This window comes from Micromonospora sp. NPDC093244, from assembly GCF_040683695.1.
Classification (GTDB): domain Bacteria; phylum Actinomycetota; class Actinomycetes; order Mycobacteriales; family Micromonosporaceae; genus Micromonospora.
This window is the reverse complement of sequence record NZ_JBFBEO010000003.1, coordinates 1-23,373: the sequence shown is the minus strand read 5'-3', so window position 1 is coordinate 23,373 and position 23,373 is coordinate 1. Positions and strand designations below refer to the sequence as shown.

Annotated in this window: 20 protein-coding genes; 11 read left to right on the top strand and 9 right to left on the bottom strand. The window is 69.4% G+C overall.

Going from position 1 to position 23,373, the window contains the following annotated elements:
* Both AB0N27_RS18710 and AB0N27_RS18705 read right to left on the bottom strand, forming a co-directional pair.
* On the bottom strand, nt 1-354 hold the full coding sequence (locus AB0N27_RS18710) for an MmcQ/YjbR family DNA-binding protein (RefSeq protein ID WP_364370972.1): 354 nt from the start codon (nt 352-354) through the stop codon (nt 1-3).
* A 71-nt stretch (nt 355-425) separates the two neighbouring features.
* Nucleotides 426-851, bottom strand: coding sequence for a DNA-binding protein (locus AB0N27_RS18705; RefSeq protein ID WP_364370969.1), 426 nt, complete (start codon nt 849-851; stop codon nt 426-428).
* A gap of 49 nt (nt 852-900) precedes the next feature.
* Here AB0N27_RS18705 and AB0N27_RS18700 point away from each other — a divergent pair, with 49 nt between their 5' ends.
* The gene (locus tag AB0N27_RS18700; protein ID WP_364370966.1) at nt 901-4,104 is read left to right on the top strand and encodes a BPTD_3080 family restriction endonuclease; all 3,204 of its coding nucleotides are present in this window, start codon (nt 901-903) and stop codon (nt 4,102-4,104) included.
* Between the two features lie 38 nt (nt 4,105-4,142).
* Nucleotides 4,143-6,821: a site-specific DNA-methyltransferase gene (locus AB0N27_RS18695; protein ID WP_364370963.1), complete on the top strand. Its 2,679-nt coding sequence runs from the start codon at nt 4,143-4,145 to the stop codon at nt 6,819-6,821.
* Here AB0N27_RS18695 and AB0N27_RS18690 read toward each other — a convergent pair.
* The 3 genes from AB0N27_RS18690 to AB0N27_RS18680 form a co-directional block, all read right to left on the bottom strand.
* On the bottom strand, nt 6,809-7,957 hold the full coding sequence (locus tag AB0N27_RS18690) for a caspase family protein (protein ID WP_364372081.1): 1,149 nt from the start codon (nt 7,955-7,957) through the stop codon (nt 6,809-6,811). The genes AB0N27_RS18695 and AB0N27_RS18690 overlap by 13 nt on opposite strands.
* Before the next feature lie 8 nt (nt 7,958-7,965).
* Complete coding sequence (locus AB0N27_RS18685; RefSeq protein ID WP_364370961.1) at nt 7,966-8,328, bottom strand: hypothetical protein; 363 nt, start codon at nt 8,326-8,328, stop codon at nt 7,966-7,968.
* A gap of 620 nt (nt 8,329-8,948) precedes the next feature.
* The gene (locus AB0N27_RS18680; protein WP_364370959.1) at nt 8,949-9,410 is read right to left on the bottom strand and encodes a hypothetical protein; all 462 of its coding nucleotides are present in this window, start codon (nt 9,408-9,410) and stop codon (nt 8,949-8,951) included.
* 178 nt (nt 9,411-9,588) lie between these two features.
* Here AB0N27_RS18680 and AB0N27_RS18675 point away from each other — a divergent pair, with 178 nt between their 5' ends.
* From AB0N27_RS18675 to AB0N27_RS18655, 5 genes are all read left to right on the top strand, one after another.
* Nucleotides 9,589-10,230 carry a DNA-3-methyladenine glycosylase gene (locus tag AB0N27_RS18675; protein ID WP_364370956.1) on the top strand — a complete coding sequence of 214 codons (642 nt, stop codon included), beginning with the start codon at nt 9,589-9,591 and terminating at the stop codon, nt 10,228-10,230.
* A gap of 83 nt (nt 10,231-10,313) precedes the next feature.
* On the top strand, nt 10,314-11,399 hold the full coding sequence (locus AB0N27_RS18670) for an exo-alpha-sialidase (protein WP_364370954.1): 1,086 nt from the start codon (nt 10,314-10,316) through the stop codon (nt 11,397-11,399).
* A 10-nt stretch (nt 11,400-11,409) separates the two neighbouring features.
* Nucleotides 11,410-11,676, top strand: coding sequence for a ubiquitin-like small modifier protein 1 (locus AB0N27_RS18665; protein WP_364370951.1), 267 nt, complete (start codon nt 11,410-11,412; stop codon nt 11,674-11,676).
* A 145-nt stretch (nt 11,677-11,821) separates the two neighbouring features.
* Nucleotides 11,822-12,964, top strand: coding sequence for an LLM class flavin-dependent oxidoreductase (locus tag AB0N27_RS18660; RefSeq protein WP_364370948.1), 1,143 nt, complete (start codon nt 11,822-11,824; stop codon nt 12,962-12,964).
* Nucleotides 12,961-13,596, top strand: coding sequence for an FMN reductase (locus tag AB0N27_RS18655; protein ID WP_364370945.1), 636 nt, complete (start codon nt 12,961-12,963; stop codon nt 13,594-13,596). Before AB0N27_RS18660 ends, AB0N27_RS18655 begins: the two co-directional genes overlap by 4 nt.
* Here the strand turns inward: AB0N27_RS18655 and AB0N27_RS18650 are convergent.
* The 3 genes from AB0N27_RS18650 to AB0N27_RS18640 all read right to left on the bottom strand — a co-directional run bounded on the left by AB0N27_RS18650 (nt 13,589) and on the right by AB0N27_RS18640 (nt 18,240).
* The gene (locus AB0N27_RS18650; protein WP_364370942.1) at nt 13,589-14,470 is read right to left on the bottom strand and encodes a universal stress protein; all 882 of its coding nucleotides are present in this window, start codon (nt 14,468-14,470) and stop codon (nt 13,589-13,591) included. The genes AB0N27_RS18655 and AB0N27_RS18650 overlap by 8 nt on opposite strands.
* Nucleotides 14,471-14,578: 108 nt before the next feature.
* On the bottom strand, nt 14,579-15,466 hold the full coding sequence (locus tag AB0N27_RS18645) for a universal stress protein (RefSeq protein ID WP_364370939.1): 888 nt from the start codon (nt 15,464-15,466) through the stop codon (nt 14,579-14,581).
* Between the two features lie 50 nt (nt 15,467-15,516).
* Nucleotides 15,517-18,240 (bottom strand): cation-transporting P-type ATPase, encoded by a 2,724-nt coding sequence (locus AB0N27_RS18640; RefSeq protein ID WP_364370937.1) that lies wholly within the window; start codon nt 18,238-18,240, stop codon nt 15,517-15,519.
* Between the two features lie 178 nt (nt 18,241-18,418).
* Between AB0N27_RS18640 and AB0N27_RS18635 the strand changes: the two genes are divergently transcribed.
* From AB0N27_RS18635 to AB0N27_RS18625, 3 genes are all read left to right on the top strand, one after another.
* Entirely contained in the window at nt 18,419-18,919 is a 501-nt protein-coding gene (locus AB0N27_RS18635; RefSeq protein ID WP_364370934.1) for a GNAT family N-acetyltransferase, read from the top strand.
* Between the two features lie 9 nt (nt 18,920-18,928).
* Complete coding sequence (locus tag AB0N27_RS18630; RefSeq protein WP_364370932.1) at nt 18,929-19,570, top strand: hypothetical protein; 642 nt, start codon at nt 18,929-18,931, stop codon at nt 19,568-19,570.
* A 125-nt stretch (nt 19,571-19,695) separates the two neighbouring features.
* Nucleotides 19,696-21,021, top strand: coding sequence for a hemolysin family protein (locus tag AB0N27_RS18625; protein WP_364370929.1), 1,326 nt, complete (start codon nt 19,696-19,698; stop codon nt 21,019-21,021).
* Nucleotides 21,022-21,039: 18 nt separating this feature from the next.
* On the opposite strand, the gene AB0N27_RS18620 is transcribed toward AB0N27_RS18625, so the two are convergent.
* On the bottom strand, nt 21,040-21,447 hold the full coding sequence (locus tag AB0N27_RS18620) for a PaaI family thioesterase (protein ID WP_364372078.1): 408 nt from the start codon (nt 21,445-21,447) through the stop codon (nt 21,040-21,042).
* 82 nt (nt 21,448-21,529) lie between these two features.
* Between AB0N27_RS18620 and tyrS the strand changes: the two genes are divergently transcribed.
* The gene (tyrS, locus tag AB0N27_RS18615) at nt 21,530-22,822 is read left to right on the top strand and encodes a tyrosine--tRNA ligase (RefSeq protein ID WP_364372075.1); all 1,293 of its coding nucleotides are present in this window, start codon (nt 21,530-21,532) and stop codon (nt 22,820-22,822) included.
* Nucleotides 22,823-23,373 lie beyond the last annotated feature (551 nt).

Genomic DNA, 23,373 nt, shown 5'->3' with positions numbered 1-23,373 from the left:
TCAGGCCGTCGGACGCTCCCGCTTGGGGAGCTTGGCCACCACCATGTCGTACGACGCGTCGACCGCCTCGGTCAGCTCGTCGGGGTCGATGCCACCGTCGAGGCTCAGCGTGTTCCATCCCGATCGGCCGATGTAGGCCATCGGGCGGGCGTCGCCGGGATGGCGGTGCAGCCACTCGTCGGCGATCTCGCGGGTCGCGCCGCACTTGATGCCGACAGTGGGCTTCCCGTCGCCGTTGCCGAGGAACGCGAAGATCCGCCCGCCGACCTTCACCACCTCGTCGTTCTCCCATGGCCGGTCCAGCCATGCTCCCGGTTTGGCCAGGCAGTACGCCAGCATCTCCGCGCGTTCCATGGGACCTCCTCGTCGTGGGCTCAGTCTGCCCGTCCGGGTGTCCACAGGCACGCGGCGTGCCGCTCTACCGGTCAGCCGGCCTGTTCGGACGAGCGTGCGGCCACCCGCTCGTAGCGCTGGCGGGCCGCCTGCGCGCTGCCCAGGCCCAGCCCGTACGCGATGGCCTGCCAGGTCAGCCCCCGGTCGCGGGCCAGCGTCAACAGCCCCGCCTCCAGGGCGTCCAACTCGGCGCGGACGTGCGGCAGGAGGGTCAGCGCGGCGGTCAGGTCGGCGGCGTCGACAGGTTCCTCGGTGGGTTCCCGTTCGGCCCCACCGGCGGCCAGGGCGGTGACCAGGGCAACGGCTTCCCATGGGTCCAGCACTAATGGGTGGGCCCACCGTCCCCGGCGGGCATCGGAGCCAGCGTGCCGCTCGCTGATCCGCTGGAGAGCTTCGTGGGTGCGGTGGGCGCGGGCGCGACCCGGGTCGGGCGCGGTGAATGGGTCGTCCGTCGTCATGCCACAAGCTCAGCCCATAAACGAGCGATTGTCAACAGTCTGTTGAAGCGTGGGCGGGCGTGTCATCGATATCAGTTCTCCGCTGCTGCCACAGAGGGATGTTGGGGGTAGGTGCCATGCCGAGTGTCTTAACGCCCGGTATAGGCTCTCGCTCTGTTGTGCAACATCCCACTCCACCAGGAGGTCTAGCGGTGAGCGACCGGGTCATCGACAACCCGATTATCAACTCACCATACGGGCGTCCGAACCGCCATTTCGCCTTCGACCGCGACGGCATCACCACCGGATCGAGGAGCAGCGACGCCCGTCGAGCTTCTTCATCCCGGTACCCCGGCCCCGCAAGCGGGGGCAGCAACTTGAGCTGCAGGTCTTCACCGAAGACGACATCAAGCCCAACAAGCAGGTCAACGACGTCCGTGAGCGTGTCGACGCCTGGCGGGAGGCCGGCTGGCCCAACGTCACTCCGGTAACCAGGCGCCTACTGGAGTACTGGAGCGATCCGGAGCGGGACAACAAACTCCTGTTTTGCCAGCTTGAGGCGGTCGAGACGGCGATCTTCCTGGCCGAGGGCGCGACCAAGTGGCACGGGAGCTGGATCAACAATGACCTGAACGCGCACAACGCCGAGTACAACAACGGGATGCCGCGCGTCGCGCTGAAGATGGCGACCGGCACCGGCAAGACGATCGTGATGGCCATGTTGATCGTTTGGCAAACGGTCAACAAGGTCCACGCACCGTACGACAAGACGTTCGCCAAGCGGTTCCTGGTGGTGACACCTGGTCTCACCATCCGCGACCGGTTGCGAGTGCTGCTTCCCGAAGACGCCGGCAACTACTACCGCGAGCGGGACCTGATGCCGGTCGAGTTTGCCGATGATCTCGGCCAGGCAAAGATCGTCATTACCAACTTCCACGCCTTTCAGCTCCGCGAAACGCGGTTCGGCCGGAACGCGACCGGGAACACGAAGCTCTTGGTCGCGCCCGGCCGGCCAAATCCCTTCCAAGAGGCGCCCGCTCAGATGGTCAGCCGGGTGCTGCGCGAACTCGGCGGGTCTTCGGAGATCGTGGTCTTCAACGACGAGGCGCACCACTGCTACCGAGGGCGCATCGGCGACCCGGAGCCGGACGCCGACACGGTCGAGAACCTGCGCGGCGAGGAGCGTAAGGAAGCCGCCGACCGGGCTGAGGAGGCGCGGGTCTGGTTCAACGGCCTCGAAGCAATCCGTGCCAAGATCGGCATTAAGAAGGTGTACGACCTTTCCGCGACGCCGTTCTTCCTATCCGGCTCCGGCTACCGCGAAGGCACGCTCTTTCCCTGGGTGGTCAGCGATTTTTCCCTGATCGACGCCATTGAAGCCGGCATCGTCAAGATTCCGCGGGTGCCCGTGGACGACGACCGAGTCGCCAACCGGGTGACGTACCTAGATCTGTGGCAGGAGGTGCGGGATGCCCTGCCCAAGGGAGGACGTAGGTCCAATCAGGGCTTCACCGCAATGGATCTGCCTGGGACGTTGACCGCCGCCTTGCACAGTCTCTACGGCTCCTACGTGACGGCTTATGAGGCATGGGAGAGGTCAGCGGCAGCAGCGCACGGGCAACCGCCACCCGTCTTCATCGTTGTCTGCAGCAACACGACCATCTCGAAAGCGGTCTACGAGTGGATCGGTGGTTACGACCGTGAACAGGGTGGCACACTGCTGCCGACGGCCGGACAGCTCTCCCTGTTCAGCAACGTGGCAGACGGGCAGTGGCTGACTCGACCGAGGACGATTTTGGTCGACGCCGCAGAGTTCGAGTCCGGCAGCCTGTCGTCAGAATTCCGGGGGGCGGCTGCTCGTGAGATTGCCGAGTTCAAGCAGGAGTACGCGGAGCGGTTCCCCGGCAGGACGGCCGACGACATCGGCGATGCGGAGCTGATGCGAGAGGTGATGAACACCGTCGGCAAGCCCGGAAAACTCGGTGAACCCGTGCGGTGCGTCGTCAGCGTCTCCATGCTGACAGAGGGGTGGGACGCCAACACGGTCACTCACATCCTGGGGGTGCGAGCCTTCGGCACACAGTTGCTGTGCGAGCAAGTGGTTGGCCGCGGCCTCCGGCGACGCTCGTACGTTGCCGACGAGAACGGCATGTTCACCCCTGAATATGCGGATGTCTACGGGGTTCCGTTCCAGTTCATCCCCACCGTGGCCGTGAGCCGCGAACTGCCGATGAAACCGGTTCGTAACGTGCGGGCCGAGCCGGACCGAGACGCGAGCAAGCTGGAAATCACCTTCCCGCGGGTGGTCGGCTACCACCTAGAGGCGCTCGATAAACGGCTGGTGCCCGACTTCTCGGACCCGGGCGTTCGGATGATCCTCTCCCGGGCTGACCTGCCGACGAAGACCACGATGGCAGGCCAGGTTGGCGAGGAAGACGTCCACGACCTTGAGCGGTTGAAGCGTCACCGCGGCCAGTTTGTGGCGTATCGGCTGGCCAGCGAGGTCCTCAAGCGCAAGCTACGCACCGAGGAAGGTGACCTGCGGCCTTGGTATTTCCCACAGGTATTGGAGATCGCCCAGGAGTGGCTGCGGCGCTGTGTCGACCTCCGCGATGACCAGGCGATCGGCCTCATCCTGCTGCGCGAGGCCGAGGCGGTCGAGAAAATCTGGCAGTCAATCACACGGCAGGAAGGCCGAAAGGAACGCTGGGTACTGCCGGTGCTGAGGACAACCGATCCAGTTGGTACCACGTCCAGTGTGGACTTCCGGACGACAAGGGAGGTCTGGCCGACGGACCCGAGGCGGTGCCAGGTCAACCTCGTCACACTGGACGGCAAGGACGGCAACGCCTGGGAGCGAGCGGTGGCGCAGGCGATCGAGTCGTTACCCGATGACGAGGTAATGGCGTACGTCCGCAACGATCACCTCGACTTCTTCATCCCGTACGAGCATGCCGGCCGGAGCCGGCGGTTCTACCCGGACTTTCTAGTAAAGCTGGCCGATGCCGGCGACGGGATCCCCCGCACTCTGATCGTCGAGGTCTCCGGAGGCCGCAAGTCGCAGGCCGAGGCCGCGCAGAAGGCGTGGGCCGCCCGCAAGCTCTGGGTGCCGGCGGTCAACAACAGTGGCACATTCGGGCGCTGGAGCTTCTGCGAGCTTCGTGACCCGACCACCGCCAAACGTGATCTCCGGCCCGCGATCGAAGCACTCTTCAACCTGCAAGGCGCGTCGGCGCTCACGGATGTCGTATCCGCCGAGGAGGAGTTGGTCTGATGCCCCCGAGAAGTCGTAAGCCTGTCGCCAGCGTCCCAGTGCAGGCGATCGCGCACCCGACCGACCGGCGAGTGCACCTGCCGACAGCGGACGGTCAGGAGTTCCTCTCGCCCGATGCCGCCCGGATCGAGCAGGTCGTCAAGGAGCGCGACCCGAGTCTGGACCCTCAGCTCGTCTGGATCGGCAAGGAGGAGCAGGACGCCGAAGATCTAGTGGTCGAGGCCCCGCCGATCTACATCCAGGAGAAGATCGCCCCGCGCACCCTCATCGAGGAGGTACGGAGGGCCAGCGAAAAATCCCGCCCTCGCGAGAACGAACAACTCGGCCTCTTCGCGGACGACTACACAAACTTCGACGGCTTGGACGACTGGCAGTCGGTCGAGTACTACCAGCACGAGGCCAACTGGTCGAACCGGATGATCCTCGGCGACTCGCTGCGGGTCATGGCGTCGCTGGCGGAGAAGGAGCGGTTGCGCGGCAAGGTTCAGATGATCTACATCGACCCGCCGTACGGCATCAAGTTCGGCTCTAACTGGCAGATGTCGGCCCGGAAGCGGGACGTCAAGGACGGCAACCTCGCCGACGTGACCCGTGAGGTCGAGCAGATCAAAGCCTTCCGGGACACCTGGGAGCTGGGGATCAACTCCTACCTGGCTTATCTTCGGGACAGGTTATTGATCGCTCGTGACTTGCTTACTGATTCCGGCAGTATTTTCCTTCAAATCGGGGACGAAAATGTTCACCTGGTCCGCTGCCTCCTCGACGAGATCTTCGGCCCAGACAATTTCGTCTCACTGATCACGTTCCTTAAAACAACGTCCTCCACGGGAGACTTCGGGGGCGTTTCTGACTACATTCTGTGGTATGCAAAGGATCGACCGAACTTAAGGCGCCGCCCCATCTTTCAGGCGAAGTTTACTGGGGGTGTGGGTGGGTCGGGATATACGCGGGTGGAGCTTTTGGATGGGAGTCGTCGGACGATCAACGGGCAAGACTTCAATCAAGATGGGGAAATTCGACCCGACCGACGCGTCTTCACTGCCGATAATCTAACTAGCCAAAGCGCGGGCCGGGCTAAGGGTGAAGGTGCGGCGTCCTGGTTCAACGTAGAGTTCGAGGGTGGAGAGTTCAACCCTGGCTCAAAAGCTCGCTGGAAGACTAACGATGCAGGAATGAAACGCCTCCAATTAGCTAGGCGGTTGACTGTCGCTGGAAAAACCCTCCGATACGTTCGCTATTTGGACGACTTTCCAGTGTTCCCGATAACGAACTTCTGGAGCGACACGACCGTCGCTGGATACGGCGACCCCAAGCTTTATGTCGTGCAGACGAATACAAAGGTGGTTGAGCGGTGCATGCTGATGTGCACCGACCCGGGGGACTTGGTGTTGGATCCAACCTGTGGCTCGGGAACAAGCGCCTATGTGGCCGAGCAGTGGGGGCGGCGGTGGATAACCATCGACACCTCCCGTGTCGCGATCACGCTTGCTCGCCAGCGGCTGATCGGTGCTAAGTACCCCGCGTACCTGCTGGCCGACTCCGTCGAAGGTCGGGTAAAGGAGCGGGAGTTGTCCGGCGTTGAACCGCCGCCCATGTCGCCTGGTCACGACATGCGCAAGGGCTTTGTCTACGAGCGTGTGGCGCATGTGACCCTCAAGTCCATCGCCAACAATCCGGACATCAAGGAGGGCATGAGCCGTCAGGAGATCGACGCGGCGATTGCTCGGCACGCCGACACAGAACTGCTGTACGACCGGCCGTACGAGGACAAGAAGCGCGTCCGCGTCGCCGGCAGGTTCACCGTCGAGAGCCTGTCACCGCACCGGCCGGCAACGTTCTCCGTAGGCGAGGAACAGTCGAGCGGTACCGACGTCAACGCCTACCACAAGACGATCCTGGACAACCTGGCCAAGGCAGGCGTGCAGAATGGCTGGCGCAACGAACGGTTGGAGTTCGCGTCGCTGGCCCCGCACCCGGGGAAGCTCATTCACGCGGAAGCTGCCAGGCGCAACGACGACGGCACGTCGGCCCGGATCGCGGTGAGCGTCGGCCCGCAGTACGGCACGGTGGATGCCGATTGGGTCAAGGACGCGGCCCGGGAGGCGCTCCGGGGTGTCGGGTTCGACCTGCTGCTGGTATGCGCGTTCGGTTTCGGCGGGCGCGCCAGCGAAGCTGCCGGCGAATTCGCGCCGGAAGGCGACGACTTCGCCACTGTTGCAGAGCAGCGTCAGCTAGGTCGGCTTCCCGTGCTGCTGGTTCGGATGAACGCGGACCTGGCGATGGGCGACACTTTGTTGAAGAAGACCGGCACGGCGAACCTCTTCACGGTCTTCGGCGAGCCCGATATCGCCATCGACCCCGCACCGGATGGGCTCGTGGTCGAGATCCGTGGCGTTGACGTCTACAACCCCACGACCGGTGAGTTGCGGCCGGATAACGGAGTCGAAGACATTGCTCTATGGATGATAGATACCGACTACAACGGGGAAGAGTTCTTCGTCCGGCACATCTACTTCGCCGGCAGCGAGGGTAAGCCAGACGGGCTTGACCCGTACGAGCGCCTTCGCAAGGCACTTCGGGCGCAGATCGACGAATCGGCTTGGGGTAGCCTCTACGGCCACCGTTCTCGCGCGTTTCCTCCGCCCGAGTCCGGCAAGATTGCAGTGAAGGTGGTCAACCACTACGGCGACGAGGTGGTCAAGGTCTACGAGGTCTGAGCGGGCAGGTGGTAGCCATATTCCGCCAACCGGTGTCGGGCTATCTCGAGTTCCTCGTCGGTGAATAGCCCGACGAAGCGGTCCTGCAGCACCACCGCCTCCACAGCGAGGTCGAGCCGGCCCTTCTCCCACAGGGTGGTGAAGCCGCTGGACACAGAGCTTGCTCTGAGTAGCCGCCGGGCCGCTTCCAGTCCGCCTACCTCCTGCACCATTTTCAGGAAGTAGGCGGCGTTGTAGTTCAGCTCTTTCTTGGCCTTGCGGTAACCCTCCAGCATGGCGGCATGGAACTCGGCGGCGGCCTTCGGATCCTGCTCCTCGGCGATTCGCCGGCATGGCACGGTCGAAATTCGATGCGATTCTGACACCTGCCTCGGCTTGGCAGCCGGTGAAGCCGCTGGGCGATAGGCGCGATTGCGGGTCAGTGCGATGTGGTCGGCCAGACCAGTGCCTAGACGCTGCGGACACGGCATGCCGCTCGCTAGCAGCGCCCGGGTCAGCGCGGGGTAGATCTCGCCGAGCGTCAGTAGCGGTCCGTCACCCGGGACACCCTGCTGCAGCGTGTTCAACAATTCACCGGTGAAGGCAGTGAACTGCGCGCCGACCGGTGCGACCGCTGTTTCGTGGGCAGGTGCGGAGGCAAGGGTGTACGTGCCACGGATGTCGAGCTTTCCACTGACCGCCGAGGTCGTGCCCGACATCGACTCCGCGGCGTGCCCGGAGAAACAACAGTCCAGGATCAGGATTCGGTTACGTGCAGGGCTGTCGGCAAGCGCGGACCGGAACCACTCCATCGGCACACCTGAGTAGTGCACCCGGCGCGAGTCGGGGTCGGTGCCTTCGATGGCCAAAAACAGGTCACCACGCCGACTGAGTACCCCGTGGCCCGCGTAGTACAACACGAGCGTGTCCAATGCCTCGTCCACGACAGCATGGAGCTGGTCTCCGATCTGCTGCTGTGTCGTTGGGTCGGTCAGCATTCGACAACCCGATTGATCGAAGCCGCCGAGAGTCGGATCGGTGAGCGCTTCGGCCAACGCCTGCACGTTGTTCACCACCGCCGGAAGATCGTGCAGGTCTTGGTTGGAGAACCGTGACGCCCCGATGAGTAGCGCCCGCGACGTCTGTCGATCCGGCATCCTCGCGCTCACGGCTGCGTCCGCTCCGAGGCTAGTGCGTCATACAACTCCTTGACCGACGCTTCGTTACGGGCTTCGACCTCTACCCTTCGAAGGGTTTCGCCCGTCTCGTTGACGACGAACTCCACGCTGATCCGAGCGCGCCGCGTCTGCAGCCACGTTGTCAGGGCGCTGGCAAGGACGGCGGCCGCGCCACCGCTGCTCAGCGCCACGGAGACGATCTCCACGGCGCCGCCCATCTCGTGCGGGCCGGGTTGGCGAGGCAGCGTCCGTACTCTCCCGCGCAGTTCGTCAGTGCGCTGAAGCCAACTGAACAGGGAATGTAAATCATTCTGGCTGCCGTCGAGCAACGACACGTTGATCAATGCCATGACGCCATTATCCATTAGAAGGCGGTATCAGTCGCCCATGACCCGCGGCAGCATCCTTCGTCGTCTACATGGTGTTGTCAGCAACAACGTGCAAATCCGGCATTGAGGGCATTGGCTGGTCTATCCGCTGGAGAGGGCGCGAACCAGGCCCGGCAGGCGTCGATGACTGACGCGGCATGACCGCGACTTGCCGCGGATGGCCGACCCGACTCGTACTGCAGCCAACACCTACGCAGCGTGTCGTTTGGATATGTCGGGTCGAACGGCCGAGTCGATGCCGCAGCCATGAATTTCGTCGTGTATAGACCGCTTGGCGGGAAATTTCATTACCTCTCGCACTGATCCTGTGCCTGGATCAGATCCATAGCCCGACTGGTCTTCACTTTCCGTTGAGGCTCTCAGCAGCACCGGTCCGCTCTCGACAGTGCCGCCTTCAGGGCGTCCAATTCGGCGCAGATGTGCGGCAGGAGGGTTGGCGCGGCGGTCAGGCGGCACCGACCTGGGTGGGGTGATGAACGGATCGTCGGTCGTCATGTCCCGAGCACACCCTATGAACGGCGTATTGCCAATAGATTGTTGAAGCCTGGCGGCACGGTCCTCCCGTGCCGCCAGGCGACATGTCAACGCGCCAGGTCGAACCGGTGCTCGTCGATGAAGGCGTTGCAGGTCGGGCCCGGGTCGCAGGAGTTCGCGCTGACCACGCCGAACGCGACGCCCTGTGCGAACGGACGCTCGACCGGGATCACCGCGATCCGCACCTCCTGGGTGGTCGCGGCGCAGGTGACCCGGCGAACGGTCGTGCCGGCGCGCATCGTCTGGCCGACCGCCTGCGCGACCTTGACCGTGACGTCGAACTCGGTGGCCTTCGAGCAGGTCACCGTGACCGGCACGAACACCGCCGCGCCGTTCGCGTCGAGCTTGCCCGTGCTGCCGAGCGTGAGGGCGGTCAGCGCGCTGTCGTCGGCCTGCGCCGCGGCCCGCAGCGGGACGCTCGCGCTGGCGGACGGGGTGAAGGCCAGGGTCGCGGCGGCCGCGACGAGGCCGGTGGCGATCAGTGACCGTCGGATGCTCCGTACCGTCATGGTGACTTCCTCTCGGTGCGGTCGTCGCCCCCTGCGACGACACGCCTCACACACCCCCGGACCGCCGTCCGGGTTCCGCCGCAGGCCCGGATGACGGATGTGTGACAGGAGCCTTGTGCCGGTCCGGCTCAGGAGGTCGACCCGGTGGCCGGGGCGGCGGGATGGGTACCGTCGTGCCATGGACCTGTCGACAGGTGACCACGCCACCGACACCGACCTGGCGACGCTGGCGAATCTGCTCGCCGGCCCTCTGCTGCCGGCGGCGCGCGGGCTGCTGGGCTGCCTGCTGCACGCTGGCGGTGTCACCGTCCGGATCACCGAGGTCGAGGCGTACGCCGGCACGGCCGGTGACCCGGCCTCGCACGCCCACCGGGGCCGCACCCCGCGCAACGCGGTGATGTTCGGTCCCGCCGGGCACGCCTACGTCTACTTCACCTACGGGATGCACTGGTGCATGAACGTGGTGACGGGTGTCGAGGGGGAGGCCTCCGCCGTGCTGCTGCGCGCCGGCGAGGTGGTCGACGGGCTGGCCACGGCACGGGAGCGTCGGCCGGCCATCCGGCGGGACGTGGACCTGGCCCGGGGACCGGCCCGGCTCTGCGCGACGCTGGGCATCGACCGCTCGGCGTACGGCGGGTATCTGCTGGGCGACGGACCGGTCCGGTTGCGGCCACCGGCACGGCGGGTGCCGCCGGAGGCGGTGGTCGCCGGTCCGCGGGTCGGTGTGACGGGCGCGCACGACCTGCCGTGGCGGTTCTGGCTCGACGGCGATCCGACGGTCAGCGCCTACCGGCGGCATGTGCCCCGCACCCGGCGCTGACACCCGGATGTGGCGTTCCCCGAAGTGTCGGGGGATGTGGCCATAATCACCCGGACCTGCTCACGGACGGTTCGGAGGACGTCATGGCAACACTGCTCGCGATCGGCACCGCCAAGGGTCTGTTCCTCGCCACCAGCGCCGACGACCGGCGCAGCTGGGAGATCAGCGGCCCGCACTTTCCGATGACCGGGGTGTACGCGGTGGCTGTCGACACCCGTCGCGCCACGCCGCGCCTGCTCGCCGGGATGACCAGCTCGCACTTCGGGCCCAGCGTCGCCACCAGCGACGATCTCGGCGGTTCCTGGGACGAGCCCGACCACGCGCCTGTCGCGTTCCCGGCCGACACGGGCGTCTCGCTCGGTCGGGTCTGGCAGTTGACGCCGGCCGGGCCCGACGAGCCGGACGTGGTCTGGGCCGGCACCGAGCCGTCGGCCCTGTTCCGTTCCACCGACGGCGGTCGCAGCTTCGAGCTCGTCCGCTCCCTCTGGGACCATCCGCACCGGCCGGAGTGGGGGGCCGGGTTCGGTGGCCAGGCCGTGCACACGGTGCTGCCGCACCCGCGTGACCCGGCTCGGCTGCTGGTCGCCATGTCCACCGGCGGCGTCTACCGCTCGCAGGACGCGGGGGCGAGCTGGGCGCCGGGCAACACGGGCATCCGCGCCTCCTTCCTGCCCGACGAGTGGCCGGAGTTCGGCCAGTGCGTGCACAAGGTGGCTCGTGACTCCGGCAACCCCGAGCGGCTGTACGCGCAGAACCACCACGGCGTCTACCGCTCCGACGACGACGGGCGCACCTGGGCCTCGATCGCCGGCGGGCTGCCCAGCGACTTCGGCTTCCCGATGGTGTCGCACCCGTCGCGGCCCGACACGGTGTGGACGTTTCCACTGGTGGCCGACGGTGAGCGCTTCCCCGTCGACAGTCGCTGCCGGGTGTTCCGCTCGACCGACGCCGGCGCCGGATGGGAGCCGCTGTCGGTGGGTCTGCCCGAGGGCCCGTTCTATCCGGCGGTGCTGCGCGACGCGATGTGCGCCGATGACGCCAGCCCGGGCGGGGTCTACTTCGGCACCCGCTCGGGCGCCGTCTACGCGAGCCGCGACGAGGGCGACTCCTGGTCGCTGGTGGCCGCGCACCTGCCCGACGTGCTCTGCGTCCGCGCCGCGGCGGTCTGACGTGGTCACCGTGCTGCTACCCGGCCCGCTGCGCGGCGAGGCCGGCGGTGCCAGCCGGCTCAGCGTCTCCGCCGCCGGCACGCTGCGGGCGGTCCTCGACGAGCTGGCCGTCGCGCATCCGCGGCTGGCCCGGCGGCTCCGCGACGAGAGCGGCGAGCTGCGCCGGTACGTGAACGTCTACGTCGACGGCGAGGATTGTCGGCACTCGGGAGGGCTGGCCACCCCGGTCGGCGACGGGGCCGAGGTGCGGGTGCTGCCCTCGGTGGCGGGCGGTTGAAGCCGAACGTACGGGTATATCCCGTTTCCGGCGTGACCCGCGCCACCCGCAGATAGGCCGCCCACGGAATAGTTGCGTCGTCAAATAAGTTGTGAGCTGCGTCCGGGTACCACGACGGACCCGGTAGACACGCGAGGAGCTGGTCATGCAGTTCGGAGTCTTCACCGTCGGCGACGTCACGGTCGACCCGACCACCGGTCGGGAGCCGACCGAGCATGAGCGGATCAAGGCGATGGTCACCATCGCGTTGAAGGCCGAGGAGGTCGGCCTGGACGTCTTCGCCACCGGCGAGCACCACAACCCGCCGTTCGTGCCGTCCTCGCCGACGACCATGCTGGGCTACATCGCGGCGCGCACCGAGCGGCTGCTGCTGTCCACCGCGACGACGCTGATCACCACCAACGACCCGGTGAAGATCGCCGAGGACTACGCGATGCTCCAGCACCTGTCCGACGGCCGGGTGGACCTGATGATGGGCCGGGGCAACACCGGTCCGGTGTACCCGTGGTTCGGCAAGGACATCCGCGCCGGCATCCCCCTCGCCATCGAGAACTACGACCTGCTGCACCGGCTGTGGCGCGAGGACGTGGTCGACTGGAAGGGCAAGTTCCGCACCCCGTTGCAGTCCTTCACCTCGACGCCGCGCCCGCTCGACGGGGTGCCTCCGTTCGTCTGGCACGGCTCGATCCGTAGCCCGGAGATCGCCGAGCAGGCCGCCTACTACGGTGACGGCTTCTTCGCCAACCACATCTTCTGGCCCAAGGAGCACACCCAGCGGATGGTCGGGCTCTACCGCGAGCGGTACGCCCACTACGGGCACGGCACCGCCGACCAGGCCATCGTCGGCCTCGGTGGGCAGGTGTTCATGCGGCGCAACTCGCAGGACGCGGTCCGGGAGTTCCGACCGTACTTCGACAACGCCCCGGTCTACGGGCACGGGCCGTCGCTGGAGGACTTCACCAGAGAGACCCCGCTGACCGTGGGCAGCCCGCAGCAGGTCATCGACCGCACGCTGGGCTTCCGCGAGTACGTCGGTGACTACCAGCGCCAGCTGTTCCTGATGGACCACGCGGGGCTGCCCCTGAAGACGGTGCTGGAGCAGCTCGACCTGCTCGGCGAGGAGGTCGTTCCGGTGCTGCGCAAGGAGTTCGAGGCGCTGCGCCCGGCGCACGTGCCCCAGGCGCCGACCCACGCCTCGCTGGTCGCCGCCGCCGGCGGTGGCAAGGACAGCACCGTGCACGCGGTGGACGACGTGACGGGCAAGGCACCGGAGGGGGCGACCCGATGACCCGCCGCACCCTGGCCGTGGTCTCGGCGGGGCTGAGTCAGCCCTCGTCGACCCGGCTGCTCGCCGACCAGCTCGCCGGGGCGACCCGTGACGAGCTGGTCCGGCGCGGCCACGAGGTCGATCTGCGCGTCGTCGACCTGCGGGAGTACGCCCACGACGTGGTGAACAACATGCTCACCGGGTTCCCGCCGACCGCGCTGCGCGAGGCCATCGAGGCGGTGACCGGGGCGGACGGGATCATCGCCGTCACCCCGATCTTCAGTGCCTCGTACAACGGTCTGTTCAAGTCCTTCTTCGACGTGCTCGACGCGGGGTCGCTCGTCGACCGGCCGGTGCTGATCGGGGCGACCGGCGGCACCGCCCGGCACTCGCTGGCGCTGGAGCACGCCGTCCGCCCGATGTTCAGCTACCTGCGGGCGGTGGTGGTCCCCACCGCGGTCTTCGCCGCGCCTGAGGACTGGTCCGACGGCACCGCGGACGGCGCGCTGCGTGGCCGGATCCGGCGTGCCGCGGGGGAGCTGGCCGACCAGATCGAGCGTCGGCCGCCGTCGAGTGGCCCCGCCGACCCGTTCGCCCTCACCACCGACTTCCTCCAGATGCTCGGCAGGGGCGGCGACACCGCTGTCAGCTGACCGGGTGGGCGACCAGCACCGGGCAGTGCGCGTGCTGGATCGCCGCCTGACTGACCGATCCGAGCAGCAGACCGGTGAATCCGGACCGGCCCCGGGTGCCCACGACCAGCAGCGACGCCGTGCCGCTGGCCTCGATGAGCCCCTGGGCCGCGCCGGCCGCCTGGACCGGATGCTCCCGCACCACGAGGTCGGGATGCTCGGCCCGGACGGCGGCGGACGCGTCGGCGAGCAGTCGCACCGACTCGGCCTGGTACGCGGCCTGCGACTCCTCGATCTCCTCAGGTATCGGCCGGTCCCCGTCCGGCGGCGGGCTGATGTGCGTGAGCACCAGCGGCACGGTGCGTAGCGAGGCCTCGTACGCGCCGAGGCGCACGGCGAACCCGGACGACCCGGACCCGTCCACGCCGACGAGCACCGGCGCGTCCACCGGGATCGGCTGCTCGTCCGGGCGGACCACAAGCACCGGGCAGTGCGCGTGCGCGGCGACCTGTGCGCCCACCGAGCCGAGCAGCAACCCGGTGAACCCGCCCAGCCCGCGACTACCCACGACGACGAGCTCGGCCCGGCGGGACTCCTCGACCATCGTGGCGCCGGGGCCCCCGGCGACCTGGCTCACCTCGACGGTGAGGCCGGGCCAGCGGTCGGTGAGGTCGGCCGCCGTCCGTTCCAGCATCTCCTGCGCCTCCCCGGAGGGCGCCGGCACCCCGAGGTCGTACGGGTTGAGCGGCACGCCGTAGCCGAGCGGATGCAGGTAGCCGTGCACAAGCCGTAACGGGCGGGACCGGAGCAGGGCGGCGCGTGCCGCGTGCTCGGCGGCGACGAGGCTGGACGGTGAGCCGTCCACACCCACCACGACAGGTCGGTTCATCGGCACTCCCTGGGTCGGTCAGGCCATTGTCGGCGCACCCACCGCGCGACGCCGGCATTTGCCGGTACGCGCCGCCGCCCGGACGCGGCGCCCCACGCCCGGGCGGACGGGGTGTCAGCCTTCTCGATCCTCGCGGTTCCGGACGACCACCACCGGGCTGTGCGCGTGGTGCAGGACCGCGTGGCTCACCGAGCCGAGCAGCATGCCGGCCAGCGCGCCCCGGCCGCGTGCCCCGACCACTGTGAGCTGGGCCGTGGCCGACTCCTGCACCAGCATCCGCGCCGGCGCGCCGTACGCCACGACGCGCCGTACCGGCACGTCGGGGTACCGCTGCGCCCAACCGGCGACCGCCTGGGCGAGTTCCCGCTCCTCCTCGGCGACCAGCGCTTCCACGTCGTACCCGACAGGCAGGAGGTCGGACGGCGCGACCGGGATGATCCAGGCGTGGACGGCCACCAAACCGGTGCCCCGCAGGGAGGCCTCCTCGAAGGCGAACCCCAGGGCCTCGGCGGACCGGGCCGACCCGTCGACTCCGACCAGGACCGGCCCGTCGGCGCGGGCCTCACCCTTGACGACGAGGACCGGGCAGTCGGCGCGGGCGGAGACCTGCACCGCCACCGAGCCGATCAGCAGTCCGCCGAATCCGCCGAGCCCCCGACTGCCGAGCACCAGCAGCGCCGCGTCCCTGGCCTCGGCCAGCAGCACCGGGGTGGGAGCGCCCTCGACGATCGCGCCGGTGACGGCGAGATCCGGCGCGACCTTGCCGGCCTCGGTCACCGCGTCGGCGACCAACTGGTCCGCCTGGCGCCGGAAGCCGGAGTCGGCGGGGGCGCCCGGCGCCGGCTCCACCGACACGCCGTAGAGCGCCCAGATGAACGCGTGCACGACCCGCAGCGGGCGACCCCGCGTCACGGCTTCCCGGGCGGCGACCCGCACCGCCTCCAGCGCCGATGTCGAACCGTCCACGGCCACCACCACGGGGGCACCAGATCTGATGGTCATTCCGTCCTCCTTCGTTGCGCCTCCATCGTCACGCGTACCTGCTCCGACGGTCAGGGGCGGACGGTAGGGGACCCGGGGGCCGTTGGTCCCGTCACGACCACGTCCCCGCGCCGCCCCGCCGGGACGGTCGGGTCGCCTCGCCGGGACGGTTCGCCGCCGCCGTCGTCGTCGCGGGTGCCCGGGTCGTCGCCGCCGTCGGCTCCTCGTGCCGGTGGCGGCGTCGGGCGGCGGCGGGTCAGCCACAGCACCAGCGCGGGGACGGCGCTCACCGCCGCGCAGGCCAGCAGCACGTCCGGTGCCAGCGGGTCGGTGCCGAGCAGGTCCCGCAGCGGGGCGATCAGCACGCCGCCGACCTGTAGCAGCGCCGACACGGCGACCGCGACGAGGAGGCCTGGGTTGCCACGCCGGGCTCCCGCCGGGCGGGGTGCCCGCACCGCCAGCGCGACGCCGAGCTGGGCCAGGCCGAGCACCACGAAGACCACCGACTGCCAGGGCAGGTCCCGGCCGGCGGCGACCACACCGGCGCCGAGCACGACGGCGGCGATCAGCGCGCCGGTGAGCAGGACGTCCCGACCCAGCCCCGCGCCGAGCACCGACTCCTGTGGCGAGCGGGGCGCCCGTCGCAGTGTGCCCGGTTCGGCCGGTTCGGCGCCGAGGGCCACCCCTGGTACGCCGTGGGTCAACAGGTTCACCCAGAGGATCTGCGCGGGCAGCAGCGGCACGGTCAACCCGAACAGCGGCCCGATCAACATCACCAGGATCTCGGCAACCCCGCCGGAGAGGGCGTACCGCAGGAACCGCCTGATGTTGTCGTAGATGCGCCGGCCCTCGCCGATGGCGGCGGCCACGGTGGACAGGTCGTCGTCGACCAGGACCAGGTCGGCGGCCTGCCGGGCGACCTCGGTGCCGCCGCCCATCGCCACCCCGATGTCGGCGCGGCGCAACGCCGGGGCGTCGTTGACCCCGTCTCCGGTCATCGCGACGACGTGCCCGCGCGCCTGGAGGTCGGCGATGATGTCGAGCTTCTGCTCCGGCTGGGTGCGGGCGAAGACCCGGGTGTCCGGGTGCGGCGTCGCCGCGTCGTCGCCGCGGGCGAGGGGGTCGCCGTCGCGCCAGAGGCCGAGCTGGGAGCCGATCGCGGCGGCAGTGGCCGGGTGGTCCCCGGTGATCAGCAGCAGTCGTACCCCTGCGGTGTCGAGGCTCTCGGCGATCTCGGGGGCGCCCGGGCGCAGCGGGTCGCCGACGGCGACCAGCCCGAGCGGGCGCAGACCGGTCGGCGCGGCGAGGTCCGGCGGGATGTCCACCAGGGCGGCGGCGACGGCGAGCACCCGCAGCCCTTCCGCGGCGAGCCGGTGGGCGGTGCGGGTCAGCGCGGCGATCTCGTCGTCGGTGGCGTCGAGCAGGTGCGGGTGAAGGACGCTCTCCGGAGCGCCCTTGCAGACCACGAGGTGGCGCCGGTCGCAGGAGCGGTGCACGGTGACCATCCGACGTTGGGCCTGGTCGAAGGGGTGCTCGGCGACCCGGGGCCAGGCGCTGCGGGTGGCCTGCGGGTCGAGGCCGCAGCGGGCCGCGAAGGCGACGAGCGCCGCTTCCAGGGGGTCGCCCACGGCGCCCCACTCGGCGCGTTCCTCGTCGGGAGGTGACAGGGCGGCGTCGTTGCAGAGCAGCCCGGCCCGCGCCAGGCGGCGCAGTTCCTCAGGTACGGCCACCGCCGCGCCGTCACGGTGCACGGCGCCGTGTGGGGTGTACCCGCTGCCGGTGACGCCGTACCGCGTCCCGTCGGTGGTGACGGCCTGCTGGACCGCCATCCGCCCCTGGGTGAGGGTGCCTGTCTTGTCGGAGGCGATCACGGTCACCGAGCCGAGCGTCTCCACCGCGTGCAGCCGGCGCGGGATGGCGTTCGAGGCGGCCATCCGGCGCGCGCCGAGAGCCAGTGCCAGCGTCACCACCGCGGGCAGGGACTCGGGTACCGCCGCGACGACCAGGCTCACCGCCGTGATGGCCATGTCGACCACCGGCCGGCCGGCGACCACCCCTGCGGCGAAGACCAGCCCGGACAGCGCGACAGCGACCAACCCGAGCGTGCGGCCCAGGACGGCGAGCCGGCGTTGCAACGGCGTGGCGGTGGGCCGGGTGCCCGCCACCAGCGTGCTGATCCGGCCCAGCGCGCTGGCCGGCCCGGTCCGCCGCACGGTGCCGGCCGCGCGGCCGGTGGTGACGACGGTTCCGGCCAGGGCGTCCTGCCCGACGGTCCGCCCCACCGGCACCGACTCGCCACTCAACGCGGACTCGTCCAGTTGCAGGCGGTTCGCCTCGACCAGCAGCAGGTCGGCGGGCACGATGTCGCCGGCCTCGACCCGGACGAGGTCGCCCCGGACCAGGTCGGCTGCGGGGACGGCAAGGTCCCGGCCGTCCCGTACGACCCGGGCGGCGGGCGCGGCCAGCTGACCCAGCGCCGCCACGGCGCGGTCCGCGCGGATCTCCTGCACCACCCCAATGACCGTGTTCACCAGCACGACCAGGACGATCACGGCGGTGTCCGGGTAGTCGCCGAGCGCGGTGGTCACCACTGCGGCGGCGAGCAGCAGCGCCACCAGGGGATCGGTGAGCTGGCGCAGCACACGTACGGCCAGATGCCGGCGCGGCGGCGGCGCCACCGCGTTGGGCCCGTCCGTGCGCAGCCGGGCGGCGGCCTCCGCCGCGTCGAGCCCGACCGGGACGAGCTGGTCGACGGCGTCGTCCAGCGTCCGGCTCTGTCCGCCGGTCTCTGCCACCGTGCGCTCCCCACCCTCGCGCGGCGTGTCGCAGGCACGCCGTCCGCACCAACCCTCGCCTGGTGGAGCCCCGGCCGGCAGGGGCGTTGCGCCCGCCGGACCCGGGACCAACGACCCCCGGTGTCGGGCGTCCGGGCCGCACGGCGGGCAGGGCCCGTTCCCCGCGTACCCTCGTCGGATGACCGCCGACGTGCGCCTGCGCCCGGTCCGCGAGGACGACCTCGTGGAGTTCTTCCTGCACCAGCAGGACCCGGAGGCCAACCGGATGGCCGCGTTCGGCCCGAAGGACTCGACCGACCACCGTGAGTTCGCCAGGCACTGGGCGCGGGTGCTCACCAACCCGGCGAACCTGGTCCGCACCGTCGAGGCCGACGGCGAGGTCGTCGGGTACGTGAGCGCGTTCCCTGTTGACGACCAGATTGAGGTCAGCTACTGGATCGACCCGGCCCGCTGGGGCCGGGGTCACGCCACCGCGGCCCTGTCCGCGCTGCTGCGCGAGCTGCCCCGGCCGGTGCACGCCCGCGCCGCCAAGGACAACGCGGCCTCCCTCGCGGTGCTGCGCAAGTGCGGCTTCGTGGTGGTCGGCGAGGATTCGGGGTACGCCAACGGGCGCGGCGAGGACGTCCAGGAGTGGCTGCTGGAGCTGCCCGCCGACTCCGCTGACCTGGGCGGGCACTAGTCTCGCGGGGTGAACTGGTTGGATCTGGTCGGCTGGGCCGGCTCCGCGGTGCTGGTGTGGTCGCTGTTGCAGTCGCGCGTCCTGCGGCTGCGCGCCCTCAACCTCGTCGGCTGCGTCGTGCTGATCGGCTACAACGCCGCCATCGAGGTGTGGCCCATGGTCGGGCTCAACATCGTCCTCTCTGTGATCAACATCTGGTACCTGCGGGCGATGCTCGCCACCCGGCACGACGAGAAGACCTACCAGGTGGTCGAGGTCGGCGTCGGTGACCAGTTCCTGGCGCACACGCTGCGGGTGCACGGTGCGGACATCGCCCGGTTCAACCCCGACTTCCAGTGGGAGCCGGACGCGCCCGGTCGCTCCGCGTTCCTGGTGGTCACCGCCGACGAGGTGGTCGGGGTGGTGCTCTCGCACGCCGAGGCCCGCGGAATCGCCCAGATCGACCTGGACTACGTGACCCCGAAGTTCCGCGACTTCACCCCCGGCGAGTTCGTCTACCGGCGCAGCCGCCTCTTCACCGAACGCGGCTTCCACCGGGTGGTCAGCCCGCCCGGGATGCTCGCCCCGTACTACCACCGGCTCGGCTTCCGCCCCGAGGGCGGCTCGTACGTCCTCGACCTGCCGGCGCCGGCGACCACCGGATCGGCGTAGCGTCACCCGAGCAGGATTCGGTCGACCCCGGACGGGGCACAGAAGCGCGTACGCCGGCCGGCTCGCCGACCGGCGGCGCCGCGCGTACCCGCCGGCGTCACCACCGTTGAGGGAGCGAAGCGGGCGTGCAGAGCTACGGGAGCCAACTGGCCCTGGTCGGGATCCTGGTCGTCATCAACGCGCTCTTCGCCGGCAGTGAGATGGCGTTGGTGTCGCTGCGGGACAGCCAGATCCAGCGGTTGGAGCGCACCAGCCGGGCCGGGCGGGTGCTGGCCCGCCTCGCGAAGGACCCGAACCGCTTCCTGGCCACCATCCAGATCGGCATCACCCTGGCCGGTTTCCTGGCCTCCGCCGCCGCCGCGGTCTCCCTGGCCAAGCCCCTCGTGCCGCTGCTCGGCATGTTCGGCAACGCCGCCGAGACGGTCGCCATCGTGGTGGTCACCCTGGCGCTGACCTTCGTCACCCTGGTCTTCGGCGAGCTGGCCCCCAAGCGGATCGCCATGCAGTCCGCCGAACGGTGGGCCCTGCTGGTGGCCCGCCCGCTCGACCTGCTCGCCAGCATCACCCGCCCGGCCGTCTGGGCGCTCGGCGCCACCAGCGACCTGGTCGTCCGTCTGGTCGGGCTGAACCCGAAGCACCAGCCGGAGGAGATCGGCCCCGACGAGCTGCGCGACATCGTCGCCGGCAACCACGGCTTCACCAAGGAGCAGCGCACCATCATCGCCGGCGCCGTCGAGATCGCCGACCGGCGGCTGCGGGCTGTCCTCGTACCCCGGTTGCAGGTCTTCACGCTCGACAGCGGGACCACCGCGGAGGCCGCGCGGCTCGTGCTGGCCGCCACCGGGCACTCCCGCGCGCCTGTGGTGCGCCACGGCGGCCTGGACGACACGGCCGGCGTGATCCACCTGCGTGACCTGGTCGGCGTGCCCGACGACCGGCCGGTCGACGAGATCGCCCGCCCGCCGATGCTGCTGCCCGACTCGCTGCCCGTGGTGGACGCGCTGCGCCAGTTCAAGGCCGAACGTCAGCACATCGCCCTGGTGGTGGACGAGCGCGGCGCCGTCGACGGGATCGTCACGCTTGAGGACATCCTGGAGGAGATCGTCGGGGAGATCTACGACGAGACCGACCGGGACGGCTACTCGGTGCGCCGCGAACCGGACGGCGCCCTGGTGCTGCCGGGCACCTTCCCGGTGCACGACCTTCCGGACATCGGCGTCGAGCTGCCGTCGCGCCCGGACGGCGACTACACCACAGTCGCCGGGCTGGTGCTGGCCCGCCTCGGGCACATCCCCACCGTCGCCGGTGAGGACGTGACCCTGGACGGCTGGGTCCTGATGGTGGCCGGCATCGACCACCGGGCCATCACCGAGGTACGACTGAGCCGGGTGCCCGACGAGACGGACGCCGAGCGGGACGCCGAACCGGTGCTGGACGAGGCCCGCAGCTGACGCCGTCGAGGGCGCGGCTCAGTCGCGGGAGAGGTTCTGGAGACGGACCTGCCCGCGGGCGACCAACCGCTCGTCACCGTCGGTGATCTCCACCTGCCAGAGCTGCTGGCTGCGGCCCCGGTGCACGGGCGTGCCGACGGCGGTCAGCTCGCCCTCCCGGACGGCCCGCAGGAAGTCGGTCTGGTTCGACACGCCGACGACAGTCCCCCGGTCGGCCAGCCAGAGCGAACCACCGACGCTGGCCGCGGTCTCCACCACCGAGCAGTACACCCCGCCGTGCTGGATGCCGAACGGCTGGTGCAGCTCCGGTCGGACCTGCCAGCTGATGACCACCCGGTCGGCGGTGGCCTCCTCGAACGTGAGCCCGAGCAGGGCGACGAACCCACCCGTCAGATCCGGCTTCTCCACGGCAAAACCCTCCTCGATCAACGGGGCGCAAGCCTAACCGGGACGTGTTGCGCGAAACCCGGTACGGGTCGGGGCGGACGATGGGGGAGAATCGGTGACCGTGACCGACAGCAGCCCCCCGCCGACCGAGCGGGACTCCCTGACCGACGACCTGCTCTGGCGTGGCCTCATTCAGGACTCGACAGGCCTCGACGAGCTGCGCGAGCTGCTCGACGGCGGGGCTGCCGCCACCTATTACGTGGGCTTCGACCCCACCGCCCCGAGCCTGCACGTCGGCAACCTCATGCAGGTCCTGATGGCCCGCCGGCTGCAACTCGCCGGGCACCGACCGTTGCTGCTGGTCGGCGGGGCCACCGGGCAGATCGGTGACCCGAAGGAGAGCGCCGAACGGGCACTCAACCCACTCGACGTGATCGCCGGCTGGGTCGAGCGGATCCGCGAGCAGCTCGCACCGTTCGTGTCGTACACCGGCGACAACGCGGCGCAGCTGGTCAACAACCTGGACTGGACCGGCGAGATGTCGATCGTCGAGTTCCTCCGCGACGTGGGCAAGCACTTCCCGGTGAACAAGATGCTGGCCCGGGAGGTGGTGCGGGCCCGGCTGGAGACCGGCATCAGCTTCACCGAGTTCAGCTACCAGCTGTTGCAGGCCAACGACTTCTACGAGCTGCACCGCCGGCGCGGCTGTCAGCTCCAGTTCGGTGGCTCCGACCAGTGGGGCAACATCACCGCAGGCGTCGACTACGTCCGCAGGCGCGGCGCGGGGCCGGTGCAGGCGTTCACCACGCCCCTGGTCACCAAGGCCGACGGTACGAAGTTCGGCAAGAGCGAGGGCGGCGCCGTCTGGCTCGACCCCACGATGACCAGCCCGTACGCGTTCTACCAGTTCTGGCTCAACGTGGACGACCGGGAGGTCGACCGCTACCTGCGGTACTTCAGCTTCCGCTCCCGGGAAGAGTTGGAGGAACTGGCGAAGGCCACCGCCGAACGACCGGCCGCCCGGCTGGCCCAGCGGGCGCTCGCCGAGGAGCTGACCACTCTCGTGCACGGCCCCGAGGAGACCCGGCAGGCGGTCGCCGCCAGCCAGGCGCTGTTCGGGCGTGGTTCGCTCGACGACCTCGCCCCGGAGACACTGCGCGCGGCGTTGACCGAGGCGGGCCTGGTACGCCTCACCGGCGAGCTGCCCGACGTGGCAGGCCTCCTTCGCGACTCCGGGCTCGTGAACGGCCTCAAGGAGGCCCGCCGGGTGATCGCCGAGGGCGGCGCGTACGTCAACAACAACCGGGTGACCGAGGTGGACGCCGCGGTGTCTCCGGACGATCTGCTGCACGGTCGGTACCTGGTGCTGCGCCGCGGCAAGCGCTCCTTCGCGGGCGTTGAGCTGGGCGGATAGTCGACCGTCGACGGTGTGACGGGGGACGCGTCCGGCGGATTTGACGATCACTCCGCCGGACGCGTAACTTTCTCTCTGCCAGCGCGGAACGGACGAAACAGGCGAAAGCCGAAATCGGGCGGAGCGCGGCGAACGGCCTCGGAGCCGAGCGGGCGTGCCCGCCGGATCCTGGACCGGGAGGTGCCACCAGAAACGCCGCGAGGCGGATTTGGCGCGGCGAAACCGACCGGGTATGGTTGGCAGTCGGTAGGGCACCGGGCGGGTCGCGGGAAATCGCGACGGCCGGCCTACCAAATCCGTGACGAGAGCGGCGCAAGCCGGTCGAGGCATGGTGCCCGCATTACCGGATGAAGCACGACGAGCCGCGAAACACCGGTTTGACACGGCGGAAACGGGCGGGTAACGTAGTAAAAGTGCCTGGCGCTGAAAGCGCCGGGACGCAGAGCGAAAAAGCCCCGGGCTGGTGCCACTGAGTGTGGTGTTTGGTTCGGTGTGTGGTTGTTCTTTGAGAACTCAACAGGGTGCTTGTAAAGCCAGTGCCAATTATGATT

Excerpts from the sequence above, each read along its gene's own strand:
- AB0N27_RS18710 (WP_364370972.1), bottom strand. The coding sequence starts at position 354 with ATGGAACGCGCGGAGATGCTGGCGTACTGCCTGGCCAAACCGGGAGCA.
- AB0N27_RS18685 (WP_364370961.1), bottom strand. The coding sequence starts at position 8,328 with ATGGCATTGATCAACGTGTCGTTGCTCGACGGCAGCCAGAATGATTTA.
- AB0N27_RS18660 (WP_364370948.1), top strand. The coding sequence starts at position 11,822 with ATGCAGTTCGGAGTCTTCACCGTCGGCGACGTCACGGTCGACCCGACC.
- AB0N27_RS18670 (WP_364370954.1), top strand. The coding sequence starts at position 10,314 with ATGGCAACACTGCTCGCGATCGGCACCGCCAAGGGTCTGTTCCTCGCC.
- AB0N27_RS18645 (WP_364370939.1), bottom strand. The coding sequence starts at position 15,466 with ATGACCATCAGATCTGGTGCCCCCGTGGTGGTGGCCGTGGACGGTTCG.
- AB0N27_RS18705 (WP_364370969.1), bottom strand. The coding sequence starts at position 851 with ATGACGACGGACGACCCATTCACCGCGCCCGACCCGGGTCGCGCCCGC.
- AB0N27_RS18635 (WP_364370934.1), top strand. The coding sequence starts at position 18,419 with ATGACCGCCGACGTGCGCCTGCGCCCGGTCCGCGAGGACGACCTCGTG.
- AB0N27_RS18690 (WP_364372081.1), bottom strand. The coding sequence starts at position 7,957 with ATGCCGGATCGACAGACGTCGCGGGCGCTACTCATCGGGGCGTCACGG.
- AB0N27_RS18680 (WP_364370959.1), bottom strand. The coding sequence starts at position 9,410 with ATGACGGTACGGAGCATCCGACGGTCACTGATCGCCACCGGCCTCGTC.
- AB0N27_RS18655 (WP_364370945.1), top strand. The coding sequence starts at position 12,961 with ATGACCCGCCGCACCCTGGCCGTGGTCTCGGCGGGGCTGAGTCAGCCC.
- AB0N27_RS18675 (WP_364370956.1), top strand. The coding sequence starts at position 9,589 with ATGGACCTGTCGACAGGTGACCACGCCACCGACACCGACCTGGCGACG.